Origin of the sequence: uncultured Cedecea sp. (assembly GCF_947498825.1) — a bacterium.
In the GTDB taxonomy this organism is placed as follows: Bacteria; Pseudomonadota; Gammaproteobacteria; order Enterobacterales; family Enterobacteriaceae; genus JGM124.
This window is the reverse complement of record NZ_CANMLV010000001.1, coordinates 610269-630767: the sequence shown is the minus strand read 5'-3', so window position 1 is coordinate 630767 and position 20499 is coordinate 610269. Positions and strand designations below refer to the sequence as shown.

The following is a 20499-nucleotide window of genomic DNA, read 5'->3' as shown; positions in this document are numbered from 1 at the left end:
AAATTATTATTTGATGCCGGAGGCTGAATAGTTTTCTGCTAAACGGACTATTTTGTGCGCCATTCCTCTGAAGATAAACAGGTGAGCGGGGCTCATCACTAACCAGTAGAGTAATCCAGGCATGCCTGCCGGATGCCACCATGCCCGGACATCCAGTTGACGTTGATGCCCATTATCTGAAAGTTGGAAGGTCAGACGTCCAAGTCCCGGTGCTTTCATCCCAAACAATAGCGTCAGTTCTTGCTGAGGTTCGACGACAATCACTTTCCAGCTATCAACATAATCACCGACTTCCAGCAGATCTCTTTCCGGACGACCACTCGCCAGTTTATGACCGATAACCCGGTCCATGAACGCACGCGTTTTCCACAGAGCATTACCGAAGAAATAGCCTTGTTCGCCGCCCAGTTGATTGACGACTTGCCACAGGTCTTCAAGACTTGCGTCAGTGGTGACGGTACAACCTGCCTGCCGGGCAAAAAAACCGTAATCAGGCTGCCAGCGATTGAGGGCTTGAGGATCATTCCCCCAGTTAAGTGCATCAGACAGTTTATGCTGATGATTGAGAGCAGATCGCACCGCATCATCAAAAGGAATCAGCGGCTGGGGGATAAGTTCACGTAGCTGACGATCATCTGCCAGCAAATCATGTTTTAACCCTTGAATCAGCGCGCTGGCAAGCGTTGGCGGGACGGACGTTATCAGGTTAAGAAACCAGACCGAAATCCAGCTTACCGGAAGCGGAATTGGAATCAAGGGCCGCTGCTTGCCACTTATAGCCATAAAACGCTTAAACTGTTGCTGATAACTGAGAACTTCGGGTCCCGCGGCTTCAAGGATACGATGCTCAGAAGCCGGAATATCTAACAGGTGCACCATGTAGTAGAGCAGATTATCCAGTGCAATGGGTGTGGTGCGTGAACGTACCCAGCGCGGTGGCGTTAATACTGGCAGATTTATGACCATATCCCGCATCACTTCAAAGGCTGCTGAACCTGAACCAATCACGATACCGGCACGTAATTCCGTTACCGGAATACCCGCGTCACGTAAGACTTCAGCCGTTAACTGGCGAGCCTGCAAATGCGGTGAATGTTGATTCTCAGCGACTTGTAATGAACTGAGAAAGATTATCTGCTTAACCGGCTGCTGTTTCAGCGCATTACGAAGTTGAGTCGCAGCCTGCTGTTCAAGGGCAATAAAATCAGCGCCATCCCCCATGCTGTGAACTAAATAGTAGAGAGTATCGACCTGTTCGAGAAGAGAGAGCGGAAACTGCGGGTCATGTAAGTCAACTTTACGATACTCAATCCCGGCTATGGCTTGTTTTTTTAGCGCATCGATATGCCGGGCTGCGGCGATGACCTGATGCCCGGCTTCGGCAAGCTGCCTAATCAGGTGCCGGCCAATATAGCCACTGGCACCCAGGACCAAAATTTTTTTCGGTTGTGTCATGACCCGTTCTCGTCTAGCGCTGAGTGAAGGTGCGCCAGTGAGCAACCACTTCTGCCAGTTGTTCACGGCTGACATCAAGGTGCGTCACTAGTCGCATATTTGCCCCCGCGCTGATGATAATATTTTTTTCGCGCATAAATTGACCAAATGCATGGGTCTGTTCAGCGGGCATACGCACAAAGACCATATTGGTATCCTGACGGATGACATCAACCCCAATCTCTTTTAATGCACAAGCAAGCCAGTGAGCATTTTCATGGTCTTCTTGCAGGCGAGAGATATTATTTTCCAGAGCAAACAGTCCGCCCGCCGCTAAAATTCCCGCCTGACGCATACCGCCCCCGGTCATTTTACGCCAGCGTTTTGCCCGCTGAATATAGTCATGGCTGCCGACTAACAGTGAGCCGACTGCTGTCCCAAGACCTTTTGAGAGGCAAAGCGTAAAGGTGTCACAGTAGCGGGTAACTTCTTCCAGCGTGCAGCCGTAGACAACGGTGGCGTTAAACAGTCGGGCACCATCAATATGCAATGCCAGATTATGCTCACGGGTAAATTCCCAGGCTTGCTGAAGATATTCACGCGGCAGCACTTTACCGTTATGGGTATTTTCCAGACTCAACAGTTTCGTGCGCGCGAAATGAATATCATCTGGCTTGATTTTAGCCGCCACTTTATCCAGTGGCAGTGAACCATCAGGATTAGCGTCAATAGGTTGTGGCTGAATACTGCCGAGTACTGCCGCACCTCCGGCTTCATAAAGATAATTATGGGCAACCTGACCGACAATATACTCTTCTCCACGTTCACAGTGACTCAATAAGGCGACCAAATTAGCCTGAGTACCGGTAGGTAAAAAAAGAGCCGCTTCTTTACCGCTGAGTTGAGCGACGAACGCCTGCAACTGATTAACGGTAGGGTCATCACCATAAACATCATCCCCGGTAGGGGCCGCCATCATTCTTTCCAGCATGGCTCGGCTTGGACGGGTTACGGTATCACTGCGTAAATCTATCATGGAAAGTCCTTTTGGCTTAGAATGAACACCCGAAATTTATTCAGGTGTTCAGAGAGGTTGGTTGTGCTATCGGAACCAATTTGTTTTCGCTAAATCGATAATCTCGTCACCGCGTCCATTAATGATGGCGCGCAGCATATACAAACTGAAGCCTTTTGCTTGCTCAAGTTTGATTTCGGGTGGCATAGCCAGTTCTTCTTTTGCTACCACGACATCAACCAGCGCCGGGCCGTCAAAAGCGAAGGCTTGTTCAAGAGCGTCATTCAGTTGCTCCGGCTGTTCCACCCGAAAGCTTTTGATTCCGCAGGCACTGGCAATAGCAGCAAAGTTGGTAGGATGTAAATCAGTACCGTTGGTCAGATAACCCCCCGCTTTCATTTCCATGGCGACAAAACCAAGTACACTATTGTTAAAAATGACGATTTTTATCGGCAGATTTAACTGCACCACTGAAAGAAAATCACCCATCAGCATACTGAATCCGCCGTCACCACACATGGCGACGACTTGGCGATCAGGTACGGTCGCTTTAGCACCTAAGGCTTGTGGCATGGCGTTAGCCATTGAACCATGGTTAAACGAACCAAGCAGCCGGCGTTTACCATTCATTTTCAGGTAGCGGGCAGCCCAGACGGTCGGAGTACCCACATCACAAGTGAAGATGGCATCTTCCTGGGCATAATGGCTAATTTGCTGTGCCAGATACTGAGGATGAATCGGTTTATCAGGTATCGGTTGCGCCAGAGCATCGAGTTCTTCCCGTGTTTTCTGGTAATGTTTTCTGGCTTTCTCGAGGAAATGTAGATCGGTTTTCTCTTCGAGCAACGGCAGTAATGCCTTCAAGGTTGCTTTAACATCGCCGACGATGGCCATATCGATTTTGCTGTGTGCTCCGATACTACCAGGATTAATGTCGATCTGGACAATATTGGCGTTAGTCGGATAGAACGCGCGATAGGGGAACTGGGTCCCGATTAATACCAGAATATCGGCATTCAACATTGTATGATAACCGGAGCTAAAACCTATCAACCCGGTCATACCGACATCATAGGGGTTGTCATACTCTACGTGCTCTTTACCTCGCAGGGCATGCACAATGGGGGCTTTCAGTTTTTCAGCCAGTTGAATCAGTTCCTGATGTGCTCCTGCGCAACCACTTCCGCACATCAAGGCGATATCGGCATCAGATTTTAACAGTTCCGCGAGCTTCTCAAGTTCTTCTAAAGGCGGAGTGATAATAGGTTGTGGTGCAGGATACCAGTCAGTACTGGCTGACTCAGGAGCCAACTTAAGGGCGATATCCCCCGGTAATACCACGACAGACACTCCCCGGTTAAGCACGGCTTTACGCATTGCTATGGCTAAAACCTGGGGGATTTGCTCGGGATTAGTGACTAATTCACAGTAGTGACTACATTCGCGGAATAACTCTTGCGGATGGGTTTCTTGAAAATATCCGGTGCCTATTTCGCTGGAAGGGATATGAGCTGCAATCGCCAGAACCGGAACATGATTACGGTGGCAGTCATATAATCCATTGATCAGATGCAGGTTGCCAGGACCGCATGATCCGGCACAGACTGCGAGTTCTCCCGTTAATGCTGCTTCTGCGCCAGCAGCAAACGCCGCAACCTCTTCGTGACGGGTTGCCATCCATTTGATGGTTCCCATACGATTGAGGCTGTCGCTGATGCCATTAAGTGAGTCACCAGTGACACCCCAAATACGTTTAACTCCTGCGCTTTCGAGCGTTTTTGCAAGGTAGGTTGCTACGTTCTGTTTCATCGTTTTCCTTATCTATTAACATAGTAAACAGGCCCTATCTCGGTCAGGAGATAGAAGAAGGCGTCAGATTGACGAGAGCAGGTATCATAGAAAGCCACAGACCAGGGCAAGCAAGCAAGAAGAAAGTGCCTGGGCAGACTCTGTGATTCGACTCTCGTCATGATAGCGATATCCAAGTATCCTGGATTATGGCAGGTATACTGGAAGCAGTTTGCACAGCAGGAGAAGCTATGTTTCTTGAACGGATAGAAATTGTGGGGTTTCGGGGTATTAATCGTCTGTCGTTAATGCTTGAAAAAAATAACGTCCTGATCGGTGAAAATGCCTGGGGTAAGTCGAGTTTGCTGGATGCACTCACGTTACTTCTTGCTGCTGATAATCGCTTGTATGAATTTACGGCGAATGACTTCTATTTTCCGCCAGGTGAGCAACAGGGGCGGGAAAACCATTTACATATCATTTTAACTTTCAGAGAACAGGCAGAAGGGAGTAGCCACAGCAGGCGCTGTCGCGGGCTGGCTCCGGTATGGATTACTGATACCGATAATGTTCAGCGCATCTTCTATCGCTTAGAAGGAGAACTGGGTGACGATGGTTCCGTCCTGACATTACGCTCGTTTCTTGATGAGCAGGGGCACCCGCTGGCGCTGGGTGACATTGATGCTTTAGCCAGAAAATTGATCGGTCTGATCCCGGTATTGCGCCTGAGAGATGCGCGTTTTATGCGACGTCTGAAAAGCGGTGCCGTACCGAAGATGCCAGATACTGAAATTACGGCACGACAGCTTGATTTTTTAACCCGTGAGTTGGTTGCTAATCCACAAAATCTTAGCGATCTTCAGGTGCGGAAAGGACTTTCCGCCATGGTGCAGTTGCTGGAGCACTATTTCTCTGAGCAGGGGAGTGAGTCTCATCAGCGATTATTGCGTCGTCAGACACATGATGAGAAAAAAGACTGGCGTTATCTGGATGCGATTAACCGCATGATAGATAAATCTAATACTCGTGCTTATCGCATGATTTTGCTGGGGATGTTTGCCACATTATTACAGGCTAAAGGTAATGTGTTACTGAGTCGTGATGCGCAGCCCTTATTGCTGGTGGAAGATCCTGAAACTCGGCTGCATCCTATTATGCTGTCAGTGGCCTGGAATCTGCTAAATGTGTTGCCGTTACAGAAAATTACCACGACTAACTCAGGTGAACTGCTGTCACTCACCCCGGTAGAGCAGGTTTGCCGTCTGGTTCGCGAGTCATCAAAAGTGGCTGCGTGGCGTCTGGGGCCTGGCGGAATGAATGCCGAAGAGAGTCGGCGAATAGCCTTCCATATTCGTTTTAATCGTGCTTCTTCACTGTTTGCCCGTTGCTGGCTGCTGGTTGAAGGCGAAACGGAGATTTGGATGATGAATGAACTGGCGCGACAGTGCGGGCATCATTTTGATACGGAAGGAGTTAAAGTCATTGAATTTGCACAGTCTGGTTTGAAACCACTGGTCAAATTTGCCCGTCGCATGGGTATTGAGTGGCATGTCCTGGTCGATGGCGATGAGGCTGGAAAGAAATATGCCGCTACGGTACGCAGTATTCTGGGGGATGATTCTCAGCATCTACGCGATCGTCTGACCACCTTACCGGCGCCAGATATGGAACATTTTATGTACCGACAGGGGTTTTCTGATGTCTTTCATCGGATTGCACAGCTGCCGCCAGGCGTCCCCATGAATACACGCCGTATTATCACCAAAGCCATTAGTCGTTCGTCAAAACCTGACCTGGCTATCGAGGTTGCGCTGGAAGCTGGACGGCGTGGGGAGAATGCCATTCCGTCCTTGCTGAAAAATATGTTTGCACGGGTTCTCTGGCTTGCAAGAGGACGTGCCGGATAAGAGTAGAGCACTGTAAACCTGCTGGGGAAGGTTCTGCGCTAAAAATGGCTGTCAATGCTATGAGTCAGCTTGTCGAGTAGCTCATAGCGACGGCGATATTCGGCGCGTTTTTTACTGGCAATATCTTCCAGTGATTTACGTTCAATCGCGGCTGGCAACAGAAACAGACCGTCGTTACGTAGTACACCGTTCATGGATAACCAGAAACTGTCGTAATCGGCATGCATCAGCTGTTTTTTCTTTTTTTCATAACGCCAGGAACGAAAGATATGGGTGCTATTCCCGACAGCCAGAATTTGCTCAACATGAAAGAATCCTGCGAGTTCACAGACTGTTTCTAACAACAAACGTTTAGGGAATAAGCCGTGGCAAGCTTTGGTTGCTACCTGAATAGATTCATGAGGAATCCAAGGTTTAGCTCCCTGCAGGCCGCCAATAAATAAAGTTTTTTTATGATCGTGCAGGCAAAGAGTAAAGGTTAATTTCGCCAGAATAACGCGTTTGCTATCGCAGAAATTCAACGTCACTTCCCCCTCTTTTCCTTGCATATCAAAGGCTGAAAGATCGATGAAATAAGATTCACCGTTTTTCCCCTGAATTTCTGCCAGGCAATAGCCCTGTTCAGTGAAATATTCTTTGAGCATCTGCTCAGAAAAGATGTCTGAGATATCCTTGTAGTGGCAAGCTATTGCTTCAACCGTTTCCGCACGCGGAATATTGACTGCAAGATAAGGGCGATGCAAACGACAAGGTAAACCCGGCTGGGCGGTCAACATGGAGGCCAGAAAAGGCTGACTAACCAAGTTTTTCATTAGCTTAACTGTTCTGAATGGCATGGCTAATGAACGTAAGATAAATTTGCACCGATAGGCGGGTTTATTCCATGAATGTCCTGGCTGCCATTTCCCTTGAGCCAGTAACATAAAAAGCTGCCAGCTATTTTTTGGTAAACTACCAGGGACTGAATGGACATTAATGTGTGACATAATACAGTGCTCAAAGAACGATGAATGAAAGAATTACAGCACAGCGTTTATCAACTGACGTTCAATAAACGGTACTTTCTTCACAAAAAACTACGTTTTGGTTGTTTTTTGAACAAACCATGTGATGGTTTTAAATGTCATTAGGACACTTATGAAAAATAAGAGACATATCAAGAAACTTTATTGGTTACTATTCCTGCTGGCAGGAATAGGCTTTTTCTGGTTGTGGTCAGTTTTGAATACGCCAGTTCCTCAGTACCAGACGTTAATTGTGCGTAAAAGCTCATTACAGCAAAGCGTACTGGCGACAGGAAAACTGGATGCACTGCGCAAAGTAGATGTGGGGGCTCAGGTTAGCGGGCAACTTCAGACTTTGTCGGTGAGTATCGGTGACAAGGTCAAAAAAGATCAGCTATTAGGTGTCATTGATCCTGAGCAGGCAGAAAACCAAATTAAAGAGGTGGATGCCACCTTGATGGAGCTGCGTGCTCAGAGAAAACAGGCTGTTGCACAAAGCGAACTGGCACGTTTGACACTCAACCGACAACAGGCTCTGGCGAAAACGCAATTGATTTCGCACCAGGACCTGGATATCGCCAGGACCGATTTGGCTGTCAAACAAGCACAAGTTGCCACTATTGACGCACAAATTAAACGCAATCAGGCGAGCCTGAGTAGCGCACAAACTAACCTCGAGTTCACCCGAATTATTGCCCCCATGGCCGGGGAAGTCACTCAAATCACCACTCTGCAAGGGCAAACGGTTATTGCTGCTCAACAGGCCCCTAATATTCTGACGCTGGCTGACTTAAGTACCATGCTGGTAAAAGCTCAGGTATCTGAGGCCGATGTCATTCATATAAAACCGGGGCTAAAAGTCTGGTTTACTGTGCTGGGTGCACCGACGGAACGTTATGAAGGGGTGATTAAAGATATCTTACCCACGCCGGACAAAGTGAATGAGGCTATCTTCTACAATGCCCGCTTTGAAGTGCCGAATTTAAATGGGCTGCTTCGTCTGGATATGACCGCACAAGTGCATATTCAACTGGCAGAAATTAAAGATATTATCACTATTCCTCTGGCAGCACTGGGCGAGCCGGTAGGCGATAATCGTTATAACGTGACTATCTTGCGCAATGGCGAAACCAAAGTGCGGGAGGTGACGATTGGAACCCGTAACGATACACAGGTCCAGATACTCAAGGGACTTGAGGAAGGCGAAGAGGTTGTCACGGGGAAACTCAGTGATGGAGGCTCATCATGACGGTGTTGCTCGAGCTAAAAGATATCCGCCGTAGTTATCCTTCCGGTGAAGAACAGGTGGAGGTACTAAAAGGTATCTCGCTGAATATTGAAGCGGGAGAGATGGTGGCGATTGTCGGTGCTTCTGGCTCGGGAAAGTCCACTCTGATGAATATTCTGGGATGCCTGGATAAACCGAGTAGCGGCAGTTATAAGGTTGCGGGTGTCGATACCGCTACGCTTGATGAAGACCAACTGGCGACGTTACGTCGCGAGCATTTTGGTTTTATCTTTCAGCGCTATCATTTGCTATCACATCTGAATGCGTCACAAAATGTCGAAGTTCCTGCTGTCTATGCCGGAACGACGCGAACCCAGCGTAAACAACGCGCAACTGAGTTACTCGCCCGGCTGGGATTGGGTGACCGAGTTGGCTACCGGCCTTCTCAGTTATCAGGTGGTCAGCAGCAGCGTGTCAGTATCGCGCGTGCGTTGATGAACGGTGGACAGGTGATACTGGCGGACGAACCCACGGGAGCACTGGACAGTCACTCTGGTGAAGAGGTCATGGCTACCCTGAAACAACTGTGCCAGCAGGGACACACGGTTATTATCGTCACCCATGACCCTACGGTTGCCGCCGAGGCGCAGCGAGTTATCGAGATCCGTGATGGTGAAATTGTGCGTAATCCTCCCGCTTTACCCCGGGATAGCGCATCTTTCACCGACAAACCGCAGTTAGCGAAAAATACCTCATTTCAGCAAATATTCAGTCGTTTCCGTGAAGCACTGAGTATGGCCTGGCTGGCCTTAGCTGCGAATAAAATGCGTACCTTGTTGACGATGCTGGGGATTATTATCGGTATTGCTTCTGTGGTGTCTATCGTGGTGATTGGTGATGCCGCCAAACAGCTGGTACTGGCGGATATTCGGGCAATAGGAACCAACACGATTGATATCTATCCCGGTAAGGATTTTGGTGATGATGATCCCCGATTTCAACAGTCGCTAAAGGACGCAGATTTAGCCGCTATTCTTAAACAACCTTGGGTCAGTTCTGCTACAGCCTCAATCTCCAGTAATCTCCGATTACGTTATGGCAATGTGGATGTTGCAGCCAGTGTCAACGGTGTCAGTGGCGACTATTTTAATGTCTACGGTATGACTATCAGTCAGGGGACGAGTTTCAATAATGAGCAAGTGCTTGAGCGTGCTCAGGTAGTCGTGATTGACGAAAACAGTAAGCGTCAATTGTTTCCTCATAAAACTCAGGTAGTGGGCGAAGTTATTCTGGTCGGTAATGTACCCGCTACGGTGATTGGGGTTGCCACTGAGAAGCAGTCGATGTTTGGTAGCAGTAAGGTATTACGTGTTTGGTTACCTTATAACACCATGGCGAGTCGGGTGATGGGGCAGCGTTGGCTGAATTCAATAACGGTGCGTGTTAAAGATGATTACGACAGTCAGGATGTAGAACGTCAGCTGAATCGGTTGCTTAATTTACGCCATGGTCAGCAAGACTTTTTTACTTATAATATGGATGGTCTGTTGAAAACGGCAGAAAAGACCACACGTACATTACAGATGTTCTTAACACTGGTGGCGGTGATTTCTCTTTTGGTGGGTGGAATTGGTGTAATGAATATTATGCTTGTTTCGGTTACTGAACGTACTAAAGAGATTGGTATTCGTATGGCGGTTGGGGCCAGAGCAAGTGACGTATTACAGCAGTTTTTAATCGAAGCTGTGCTGGTTTGTTTAGTCGGTGGGGCATTGGGCGTCGCGCTTTCATTGCTGATAGCGGTGGCCTTGCAGCTCGTCTTACCGGGTTGGGAAATCGGTTTTTCACCAGTCGCGTTACTGACCGCGTTTGGCTGTTCTACGGCTATCGGGGTTCTTTTTGGCTGGTTACCCGCTCGCAATGCGGCACGCTTGAACCCGATTGATGCCCTGGCAAGAGAGTAAATAAGAGCTGGTCGGTAAAATGTCAGCCCTGATGTGGCTGACATTTTACGCCAGTGGCTTAAGCTATGATGAGTGACCTCAGGCTATCGCTTCTGTCTCTGTCGTTAGTGGAACGATCAGGCTGGCATGATTACCTTTGGGTCCTTGATGAGTATCGAACTTGACAGTCTGTCCGGCTTTAAGCGTTCTGTAACCGTCCATTTGAATGGTTGAATAGTGTGCGAAGATATCTTCACCACCACCTTCCGGACAGATAAAGCCAAACCCTTTTGAATTATTAAACCATTTAACAGTACCCGTTCCCATACTTCTGCATCCTTCGTAAGACGTAATAGTGAGAGAATGAATCGGTGGTTAGAGCCGATTGTTCAAAAAATAACAGGCTCAAGCTGCTACTATGGAAATAAATGGCCAGTTTCGTCAAGCATGGTCAGGTGGGTTTACAGGTTAAATGTCTAAAAGTTTGAAGCAGTTAACGCTATTTCCCATTATGTGATCTTGGTCTCGTATACGGGTAAATAAACAGAAACATTTACTACGCGATGTATTACTGAAAGCATAGTAAACTCAATTTAAAACCTTGCCTGATACGCTTCGGGCTACAACAAATGATGAATTGCTGGAATGGGTAAGACAAAAGATTGGTTAAAATTAGACTTGGTGGCAAAGGATAAATTGCGTGAAGAGCTGCAGCCGCCTTCTATGTATAAAATCATTTTGTTAAATGATGATTACACGCCAATGGAATTTGTTGTTGACGTGTTGCAGAAGTTCTTTTCTTATGATGTAGAACGCGCGACGCAATTGATGCTCACGGTTCACTATCAGGGAAGAGCGATTTGTGGCATTTTTACTGCTGAAGTAGCAGAAACCAAAGTGGCACTGGTAAATCAGTACGCGAAGGACAATGAGTACCCTTTGTTATGTACGCTTGAAAAGGCCTGAATCGGGCAATATTTGGGGAGGTCTCTATGCTCAACCAAGAACTGGAACTCAGTTTAAATATGGCTTTCGCCAGAGCGCGCGAGCGTCGGCATGAGTTTATGACCGTCGAGCATTTGTTACTGGCATTACTCAGTAACCCATCGGCACGAGAAGCGCTTGAAGCCTGTTCGGTGGATCTCGTCGCGTTGCGGCAAGAACTTGAAACCTTTATTGAGCAAACCACTCCGGTTTTACCAGAAAGCCAGGATGAGCGTGAAACACAACCGACGCTCAGTTTCCAGCGTGTGTTACAGCGCGCGGTATTCCATGTTCAGTCTTCTGGGCGCAATGAGGTATCAGGAGCCAATGTGCTGGTCGCTATTTTCAGCGAGCAGGAATCACAGGCCGCCTACTTACTGCGTAAATACGAAGTTAGCCGCCTGGATGTGGTTAATTTCCTGTCACACGGTACGCGTAAAGATGAACCCGGCCAGGCGCCTGGCAATGAAAGTCAGGCTAGCGAGGAAGCTTCAGGCGGTGAAGACCGGCTGGAAAACTTTACGACTAACCTTAATCAGCTTGCCCGCGTCGGTGGTATTGATCCACTTATCGGGCGTGATAAAGAACTTGAGCGTGCTATCCAGGTGCTATGCCGTCGGCGTAAGAATAACCCATTGTTAGTGGGTGAGTCGGGCGTCGGTAAAACGGCAATTGCGGAAGGCCTGGCGTGGAGAATTGTTCAGGGCACTGTGCCAGAAGTGATTGCTGATTGTACGCTTTACTCGCTGGATATTGGTTCACTGCTGGCGGGTACCAAGTATCGCGGTGACTTTGAAAAGCGTTTTAAAGCGTTACTTAAACATCTGGAACAGGATAAAAACAGTATTCTGTTTATCGATGAAATTCATACTATCATCGGAGCGGGTGCGGCATCGGGTGGTCAAGTTGATGCGGCTAATCTGATCAAACCGTTGCTTTCCAGCGGTAAGATTCGGGTTATGGGCTCCACGACTTACCAGGAGTTCAGTAATATTTTTGAAAAGGATCGTGCTCTGGCACGTCGTTTCCAGAAAATAGATGTTACCGAACCGACAGTCGAAGAAACGGTTCAGATAATCAATGGCCTGAAACCGAAATACGAAGCACACCATGATGTTCGCTATAGCGCGAAAGCGGTTCGTGCGGCGGTAGAGCTGGCGGTAAAATATATTAATGACCGCCATCTGCCTGATAAAGCCATTGATGTCATTGATGAGGCCGGCGCACGTAGTCGCCTGGTACCTGTCAGTAAACGTAAGAAAACAGTTAACGTCACTGATATCGAAACGGTAGTGGCGCGCATTGCCCGTATTCCTGAGAAAAGTGTCTCTGTCAGTGATCGGGATACGCTGAAAGGGTTGGGCGATCGTCTTAAAATGCTGGTATTCGGTCAGGATAAAGCCATTGAAGCGCTGACCGAGGCGATTAAAATGAGCCGTGCCGGGCTTGGGCATGAGAATAAACCTGTTGGTTCATTCTTGTTCGCTGGTCCTACCGGGGTAGGTAAAACAGAAGTCACCGTTCAGCTTGCCAAATCTTTAGGCATCGAACTGCTACGTTTTGATATGTCTGAGTATATGGAGCGCCATACCGTCAGCCGCTTGATTGGTGCGCCTCCGGGCTATGTTGGATTTGACCAGGGAGGATTGTTAACGGATGCAGTTATTAAACATCCTCATGCGGTTCTGTTGCTTGATGAAATAGAAAAAGCACACCCGGATGTCTTTAACTTGTTGCTCCAGGTCATGGATAACGGGACGTTAACCGACAACAACGGCCGTAAAGCTGATTTCCGAAATGTGATTCTGGTCATGACGACTAACGCCGGGGTACGGGAAACAGAACGTAAATCGATTGGTCTTATCCGTCAGGACAACAGCACTGACGCGATGGAAGAGATTAAAAAGGTCTTTACACCTGAGTTCCGTAACCGTCTTGATAATATCATCTGGTTTAACCACCTCTCTACCGAGGTGATTCAGCAAGTGGTTGATAAGTTCATCGTTGAACTTCAGGTCCAGTTGGATCAGAAAGGAGTATCACTGGAGGTCAGCCAGGATGCACGTAACTGGTTAGCAGAAAAAGGCTACGATCGCGCTATGGGGGCTCGCCCTATGACACGTGTGGTTCAGGATTACCTGAAAAAGCCACTGGCTAATGAACTGCTATTCGGTAGCCTGGTTGATGGTGGGCAGGTAACAGTTGCGTTGGATAAACCACAGCAGCAGTTAACCTATAACTTTATCAGTGCTCAGAAACGTAAACCGGAAATTGCCCATTAATGGGGAATCGCAAAACCTAACTCAAAGGCCGGACTGATGTTCGGCCTTTGATTATGGCAACGATATTAGCACCACATCGTACCGGGATTTTCAATCCATTCTGGTCGATATGCCTCGTTCGCCAAAATTCCCCCTTGTTGCACCGAGAGGATACTCAAGAGCCCCCTCTGGCGTAGATGTTCACTTTGGCTGAGTCAAGGTTCAGGTCATGCCGAACGGCAAAGACGTTATGCCCCATCTTTGTTATAGGCTCACCGCTAAAAGAGCAGGTTAAGGAACTCCCCAATCCTGAGATCCTTAACCAGTTTGCCTGTTTATTGCCCGTAGTAAGCTTTCGCCCCGTGTTTACGCAGGTAATGTTTGTCCAGCAGTGTTTGCTGCATCGCGGGTAGTTCAGGGTTCAACTGGCGGCAGAAAATCCCCATATAAGCCACTTCTTCCATGACGATAGCGTTGTGTACTGCATCCTCGGCACTGACCCCCCATGCGAAAGGTCCGTGAGAATGGACCAGTACACCGGGTATCTGCATCGCATCGATGCCCTGCTCATCAAACATACTGGCGATTAGTTCGCCGGTCTGCCACTCATACTCACCGTTAATTTCCTCGTCCGTCATTTTACGGGTGCAAGGGATCGCACCGTAAAAATAATCAGCCTGAGTGGTACCGGTTGCTGGGATGGCTTGCCCGGCCTGCGCCCAGATAGTGGCGTGGCGAGAGTGTGTATGCACAATGCCGCCAATGTGCGGAAAACGCAGATACAGCAGGCGGTGAGTCGGGGTATCTGACGACGGTTTTTTGCTACCTTCGACGACTTTACCGGTTTCCAGACTGACCACCACCATATCTTCAGCTTTCATGGCACGATAGTCGACACCTGAAGGTTTGATAACAAGTACTCCCTGCTCGCGATCGACAGCACTGACGTTACCCCAGGTTAGCGTTACCAGATTATGTTCTGGCAGAGCCAGGTTAGCGTCGAGAACCTGGCGTTTAAGTTGTTCAAACATGATGTCCTCCGCAAAAGAAGAAGTCCCTCAGAGAGGGACCGCCCGAGTTAACGTTTAAAGTGGTAATACACTTCGTTCCAGCGCAGGGCATCTTTAAATGCAGGAAGCTGTGTATCATTGTCGATAACCGCAATTTCAATATCATGCAGTTCAGCAAAAAGACGCATATCATCAAGATTAAGTGCATGGCTGAACACGGTATGATGGGCGCCCCCGGCAAGGATCCAGGCTTCAGATGCCGTTGGCAGATCTGGCTGAGCTTTCCACAGGGCATTGGCAACCGGCAGTTTGGGTAATGCATGTGGCATGGCTACCGAGTCGACACAATTCACCAGCAGACGGAAACGATCGCCCAGATCAATCAGGCTGGCATTCACCGCCGGGCCTGTTTTAGAGGCGAAAATCAGACGAGCAGGATCGTCTTTTCCGCCGATCCCAAGATATTGCACATCAAGAATGGGTTTTTCATCAGTGGCAATAGTCGGACACACTTCCAGCATATGAGAGCCGAGGACGATATCGTTGCCATGCTCAAAGTTATAGGTGTAGTCCTCCATAAACGAGGTGCCGCCTGGCAGGCCTGTCGCCATCACTTTCATAATGCGTGTCAGCGCTGCTGTCTTCCAGTCACCTTCACCAGCAAACCCGTATCCTTTCTGCATCAAGCGCTGTACAGCCAGCCCCGGAAGCTGTTTTAAGCCATGAAGATCTTCAAATGTAGTGGTAAAGGCATGGAATCCTCCCTCTTTGAGGAAACGCTCCATACCTAACTCGATTCGGGCGGCATCGAGGACATTCTGCCGTTTATTACCATTAATTTGTGCCGCCGGTGTCAGACGATAACTTTGTTCATATTCATCGACCAGGGCATTGATATCCCCTATGCTTACGGCATTTACGACTGCAACCAGGTCGCCCACCGCCCAAGTATTGACCGAGAAACCGAACTTAATCTGAGCCGCGACTTTATCGCCATCGGTAACGGCGACTTCGCGCATATTATCGCCAAAGCGGGCCACTTTAAGTAACCGAGTATCCTGTTTTGAAACAGCCTGCCGCATCCATGAAGCAATACGTTGATGCGCTTGTGGGTCCTGCCAGTGACCAGTGACTACACTATGCTGCTGGCGCATACGGGCACCAATAAAGCCGAACTCACGACCACCATGAGCGGTTTGGTTCAGGTTCATAAAGTCCATATCAATGCTGCTCCATGGAATTTGCGCATTGAACTGGGTATGAAACTGTAATAATGGTTTATTCAGAAGCGTGAGACCATTAATCCACATTTTGGCCGGCGAGAAAGTATGCAGCCAGACGATGACTCCGGCGCACTTTTCATCATGATTTGCATCACGACAGATAGCGGTAATTTCATCCGGACGGGTACCCAGTGGCTTAAGCACCAGTTTGCACGGTAACTTCGCTTCGGCATTCAGGGCGGTCATCACTTGTTCAGCGTGCTGAGTGACTTGGTTCAACGTTTCCGGGCCATATAAGTGCTGACTGCCAATCACGAACCACACTTCATAATTATTAAAAATAGTCATTGTTTTTATCCTTAAAGGGCGGTCACAGCCGGTTAGTCTGCGCGAGCAGAAAGGGCAGGGACTAGGGGAAGATAATGTTGCTCTGCGCTGTTGGCCCATTGCTGGTAACGGCGGTAGAGCTGTTCAAACTGTTCAGCGCGTTGGGGGTCAGGTTGCAATGTCCATTCGATTTGACAGGCCATTGCGTTTTGTGCGCTGGAGATATCTTTATGCTGGCCGGAAGCAACGGCGGCAAAAATGGCGGCGCCTAAGGCACAGCACTGATCGGAAGCGGCAATCTGTACCGGACGGTTCAGAACATCGCAGCAGACCTGCATAATCACCGGTGATTTACGTGCGATACCGCCAAGCGTGATGACGTTTGTAACCGGGATATTCTGTTCGGTGAAACACTCCATAATGGCGCGAGCTCCGAATGCCGTCGCGGCGATTAGCCCACCGAAAAGGGCGGGAGCATCGGTCGCGAGATTTAAATCGGTTATTACACCTTTCAGGCGCTGATTAGCATCAGGTGTACGGCGGCCATTAAACCAGTCAAGGATCACTGGTAAATGTTCCAGTGAAGGCTGCTGTGCCCAGGCTTCTGTCAGGGCGGGAAGTAAATCTTTTTTACTGGTTTCGATTTGCTGACTGAGTTCTGGATGTTGTTGGGCTAGCCTGTCCAGTGGCCAGCAGAGTACGCGGCTAAACCAGGCATAAATATCACCGAACGCAGACTGCCCGGCTTCCAGACCAACAAAATCTGGGATAACACTGCCGTCGACCTGGCCACAAATACCTTTGATTGCCCGTTCGCCTACGGTAGTGTAGTCAGCAATCAGAATATCGCAGGTAGATGTACCTATAACTTTGACCAGCGTATTAGGCTGCGCCCCAGCACCCACTGCGCCCATATGACAGTCGAATGCGCCGCCAGAAATCACTACATTCTCAGATAATCCAAGACGGGCTGCCCACTCAGGACTCAGGTGACCGACAGGACGATCCGCAGTCCAGGTTTCGGTGAATAAAGGGTAGCTAAGATGCTGATTAATTGATGGATCCAGTTCATCAAAAAAGGATGCCGGTGGTAATCCTCCCCAGCTTTCATGCCATAAACTTTTATGGCCGGCGCTACAGCGTCCGCGCCGGATATCCTGGGGGCGGGTGGTGCCAGAAAGCAGGGCAGGAACCCAGTCACAGAGTTCAACCCAGGACACGGCAGCTTCAGCAACGGCAGCATCGGCCCGGGTAACATGTAAAATCTTTGCCCAGAACCATTCACTGGAGTAGGTCCCCCCAATATAGCGAGAGTAATCAACCTTATCGGGTTGGTGGCACAGGCGGGTTATCTCATCAGCTTCTTCGACTGCAGTATGATCTTTCCACAATACAAACATGGCATTAGGGTTATCCATAAATTCTGGATTAAGTGCCAGTACGTTCCCATTGGCGTCGACAGGTGCTGGCGTTGATCCGGTACTGTCAACACCAATACCTCTGATAGCTGCCCGTTGTTCGTCAGAGAGAGAGAGCAGAACCGAGACCAAAGCCCGCTCCATTGATTCGATATAGTCCAAAGGGTGGTGACGGAATTGATTTTTAGCAGCATTGCAGTAGCGTCCGTCCTTCCAGCGGGGATACCACTCGACACTGGTGGCCAGTTCAGCACCGTTTTGACAATCAACGGCTAATGCCCTTACAGAATCACTTCCAAAATCCAGACCCAGTGCAATTGACATGTTTTTGCTCCAGCACAGTAAACAGACATGTCATGAACAGTAAGTTTTGTAGCTGAAAAGAGTCAGGCGGGATCCGCTGAACTTATGGATTAAATTGCTGTTAAGAGAGAAACTGTGATGCTGTGCAAATATTCGATATGGATTTATTTGGCAAAAATATAGTAAAACTAATTATGCCATCCAGTCGCTATTTCACGCGCGGATATTGCATTGTCGCAGGTGAAACACGACGTTATCGAGAAATACAGGCTTTTCAGACTTCCCATAGTACCCCGCAGGCGCGTGAAAAATAGATATGGACAAATGGTTTCTGTTTTTCTTACTGGAGCGAATATCACGATGGCTGAAACACAAAACGATCCCCTGTTACCGGGCTACTCCTTTAATGCCCATCTTGTCGCCGGATTAACGCCGATAGAGGCCGGCGGCCCCCTGGATTTTTTTATTGACCGACCGCTGGGAATGAAAGGTTATATTCTTAATTTAACCATTCGTGGCGAGGGTATTATTAGCAATCAGGATCAGAGCTTCATTTGTAAACCCGGTGACATGTTACTGTTCCCGCCTGGTGAAATTCATCACTATGGGCGGGTGCCGCAGAGTAAAGAGTGGTATCACCAATGGGTCTATTTTCGTCCTCGGGCCTACTGGCTGGAGTGGCTAAACTGGGATCCTATCTTTGCAAAAACCGGTTTTTATCGACCTGATGAACAGCGACTTGATGATTTTTATAAATTTTTTCAGCAAATTATCGATGCGGGTCAGTCAGAGGGGCGTTACGCGGAATTACAGGCGATAAATCTGCTGGAACAGTTATTGTTGCGTCGAATGGAAATGCTCAATGCCACGCTACATCCGCCACTGGATAATCGGGTACGGGACGCCTGTCATTACATCAGCGAACATCTGGCAGACAGTGATTTTGATATTGCCAGTGTTGCTCAGCATGTCTGCCTTTCTGCATCACGTCTTTCACATCTTTTTCGTCAGCAGTTAGGGGTAAGTATTTTGAGCTGGCGTGAGGATCAACGTATTAGCCAGGCGAAATTATTACTCAGTACTACCCGCATGCCGATTGCCAGTGTCGGAAGAAATATCGGTTTTGAAGATCAGCTCTATTTTTCGCGCGTCTTTAAAAAATCGACGGGGGCCAGCCCAAGTGAGTTCCGTGCCGGGTACGAATCATCCTGACTATTTTTTGCTTATTCTTGCATGGTGCGGGAATAAGCAAATTTAATAAAACTATTCAAACTGTCATCTGCCAGTAAGATTTAATTATTTTTATAATATTACTGGGATTGATTAACGATATTTTATTCCTTATCAGTCATGCGAATTATTACAGCGAGAGAAATTGCTGGCCATATGGATAATTCGACCATTGCCTGATGAGTTCATTAACAATTGCTGTTTTTTTTATGGCAATAATCGCTGAATTCATGCACTGAATTACTGTATTTCTGCCATGTGACTCCGCTCAAATATGGACGATTAATTTTCCGTTAAAACTATCGTAGGCATCTGAGTATTGACTCATAAGTGCTAATACATTGTTTTAAATCGAACTTACTTGAAAAACCCTACAAGCAAGCTGGAGCATGTCATGCACAAATTTACTAAAGCGCTGGCAATAATTGGCCTGACCGCTGTTATGTCACAATCCGCTATCGCAGAAACAATGAAGCTCGGTTTTTTGGTGAAACAACCGGAGGAACCTTGGTTCCAGACGGAATGGAAATTTGCCGATAAAGCAGGAAAAGATCTTGGGTTTGAAGTCATTAAAATCGCAGTTCCCGATGGGGAAAAAACGCTGAATGCCATCGATAGCCTGGCAGCCAATGGCGCGAAAGGATTTGTTATTTGTACCCCAGACCCCAAACTAGGATCGGCCATCGTCGCTAAAGCGAACAGCTACGGTATGAAAGTGATTGCGGTCGACGATCAGTTTGTGACTGCCAAAGGTAAGCCGATGGATACGGTGCCATTAGTGATGATGGCCGCGACCAAAATTGGTGAACGGCAGGGACAGGAATTATATCAGGAGATGCAAAAACGCGGCTGGGATGTGGGTAACACGGCAGTGATGGCGATTACCGCTGATGAGCTGGATACTGCCCGGCGTCGTACTTCTGGCTCAATGGATGCCCTGAAAGCTGCAGGCTTCCCGGAAAAGCAAATTTATAAAGTTCCGACGAAATCAAACGATATTCCTGGCGCATTCGATGCCGCTAACTCCATGCTAGTTCAGCATCCTGAAGTAAAACACTGGTTAATTGTCGGAATGAACGACAACACGGTGCTGGGTGGCGTTCGTGCCACAGAAGGGCAGGGATTTAAGGCCGCAGATGTCGTCGGTATTGGGATCAATGGCGTTGATGCCGTCAGTGAACTGTCAAAACAACAGGCGACAGGCTTCTATGGTTCTCTGCTGCCAAGCCCCGATGTCCATGGCTATAAGAGTAGCGAAATGCTGTATGAGTGGGTGACAAAAGGTGTTGAACCACCAAAATTCACCGAAGTCACGGATGTCGTGTTGATAACAAGAGATAACTTTAAAGAAGAACTTGATAAGAAAGGGCTGGGTGGTAAGTAAATTCCAGACGAACGTCAGAGAGGCGGGGATAAAACCCCGT

The 20499-nt window shown here is 48.3% G+C and carries 15 protein-coding genes; 7 read left to right on the top strand and 8 right to left on the bottom strand.

Annotation, left to right across the window (positions count from 1 at the left end):
- Positions 1-6 precede the first annotated feature (6 nt).
- The 3 genes from Q1A40_RS02950 to poxB all read right to left on the bottom strand — a co-directional run bounded on the left by Q1A40_RS02950 (position 7) and on the right by poxB (position 4258).
- On the bottom strand, positions 7-1455 hold the full coding sequence (locus tag Q1A40_RS02950; RefSeq protein WP_299997550.1) for a DUF2867 domain-containing protein: 1449 nt from the start codon (positions 1453-1455) through the stop codon (positions 7-9).
- A gap of 13 nt (positions 1456-1468) precedes the next feature.
- Entirely contained in the window at positions 1469-2470 is a 1002-nt protein-coding gene (gene ltaE / locus Q1A40_RS02945; protein WP_299997548.1) for a low-specificity L-threonine aldolase, read from the bottom strand.
- A gap of 66 nt (positions 2471-2536) precedes the next feature.
- Entirely contained in the window at positions 2537-4258 is a 1722-nt protein-coding gene (gene poxB / locus Q1A40_RS02940; RefSeq protein WP_299997546.1) for a ubiquinone-dependent pyruvate dehydrogenase, read from the bottom strand.
- 230 nt (positions 4259-4488) lie between these two features.
- Here poxB and Q1A40_RS02935 point away from each other — a divergent pair, with 230 nt between their 5' ends.
- Complete coding sequence (locus tag Q1A40_RS02935) at positions 4489-6144, top strand: ATP-dependent endonuclease (RefSeq protein WP_299997544.1); 1656 nt, start codon at positions 4489-4491, stop codon at positions 6142-6144.
- A 38-nt stretch (positions 6145-6182) separates the two neighbouring features.
- Here the strand turns inward: Q1A40_RS02935 and Q1A40_RS02930 are convergent, their stop codons facing one another.
- Entirely contained in the window at positions 6183-7130 is a 948-nt protein-coding gene (locus Q1A40_RS02930; RefSeq protein WP_299997542.1) for a VirK/YbjX family protein, read from the bottom strand.
- A gap of 151 nt (positions 7131-7281) precedes the next feature.
- Between Q1A40_RS02930 and macA the strand changes: the two genes are divergently transcribed.
- Both macA and macB read left to right on the top strand, forming a co-directional pair.
- Positions 7282-8397 carry a macrolide transporter subunit MacA gene (macA, locus tag Q1A40_RS02925; protein WP_299997540.1) on the top strand — a complete coding sequence of 372 codons (1116 nt, stop codon included), beginning with the start codon at positions 7282-7284 and terminating at the stop codon, positions 8395-8397.
- Positions 8394-10340: a macrolide ABC transporter ATP-binding protein/permease MacB gene (gene macB, locus Q1A40_RS02920; RefSeq protein WP_299997539.1), complete on the top strand. Its 1947-nt coding sequence runs from the start codon at positions 8394-8396 to the stop codon at positions 10338-10340. The genes macA and macB overlap by 4 nt, the downstream gene beginning before the upstream one ends.
- A gap of 78 nt (positions 10341-10418) precedes the next feature.
- Here macB and cspD read toward each other — a convergent pair whose 3' ends face one another.
- A complete protein-coding gene (gene cspD / locus Q1A40_RS02915; RefSeq protein WP_299997537.1) occupies positions 10419-10646 on the bottom strand; it encodes a cold shock-like protein CspD in 228 nt (75 codons plus the stop codon).
- A 318-nt stretch (positions 10647-10964) separates the two neighbouring features.
- On the opposite strand from cspD, the gene clpS reads away from it, so the two are divergent.
- Both clpS and clpA read left to right on the top strand, forming a co-directional pair.
- Positions 10965-11285 (top strand): ATP-dependent Clp protease adapter ClpS, encoded by a 321-nt coding sequence (gene clpS / locus Q1A40_RS02910; RefSeq protein ID WP_299997535.1) that lies wholly within the window; start codon positions 10965-10967, stop codon positions 11283-11285.
- A 26-nt stretch (positions 11286-11311) separates the two neighbouring features.
- Complete coding sequence (gene clpA / locus Q1A40_RS02905; protein ID WP_299997533.1) at positions 11312-13585, top strand: ATP-dependent Clp protease ATP-binding subunit ClpA; 2274 nt, start codon at positions 11312-11314, stop codon at positions 13583-13585.
- 314 nt (positions 13586-13899) lie between these two features.
- Here the strand turns inward: clpA and araD are convergent, their stop codons facing one another.
- Genes araD through Q1A40_RS02890 form a run of 3 tightly spaced genes read right to left on the bottom strand, consistent with a single transcriptional unit; the run spans position 13900 to position 17866 of the window.
- Complete coding sequence (araD, locus tag Q1A40_RS02900) at positions 13900-14595, bottom strand: L-ribulose-5-phosphate 4-epimerase (protein ID WP_299997531.1); 696 nt, start codon at positions 14593-14595, stop codon at positions 13900-13902.
- Between the two features lie 47 nt (positions 14596-14642).
- Entirely contained in the window at positions 14643-16145 is a 1503-nt protein-coding gene (gene araA / locus Q1A40_RS02895) for an L-arabinose isomerase (protein WP_299997529.1), read from the bottom strand.
- Positions 16146-16177: 32 nt separating this feature from the next.
- The gene (locus Q1A40_RS02890; RefSeq protein ID WP_299997527.1) at positions 16178-17866 is read right to left on the bottom strand and encodes a ribulokinase; all 1689 of its coding nucleotides are present in this window, start codon (positions 17864-17866) and stop codon (positions 16178-16180) included.
- Positions 17867-18205: 339 nt separating this feature from the next.
- On the opposite strand from Q1A40_RS02890, the gene araC reads away from it, so the two are divergent.
- Both araC and Q1A40_RS02880 read left to right on the top strand, forming a co-directional pair.
- A complete protein-coding gene (araC, locus tag Q1A40_RS02885; RefSeq protein WP_299997525.1) occupies positions 18206-19057 on the top strand; it encodes an arabinose operon transcriptional regulator AraC in 852 nt (283 codons plus the stop codon).
- A gap of 412 nt (positions 19058-19469) precedes the next feature.
- Positions 19470-20459: an arabinose ABC transporter substrate-binding protein gene (locus Q1A40_RS02880; protein ID WP_299997524.1), complete on the top strand. Its 990-nt coding sequence runs from the start codon at positions 19470-19472 to the stop codon at positions 20457-20459.
- The last annotated feature ends 40 nt before the right edge of the window (positions 20460-20499 follow it).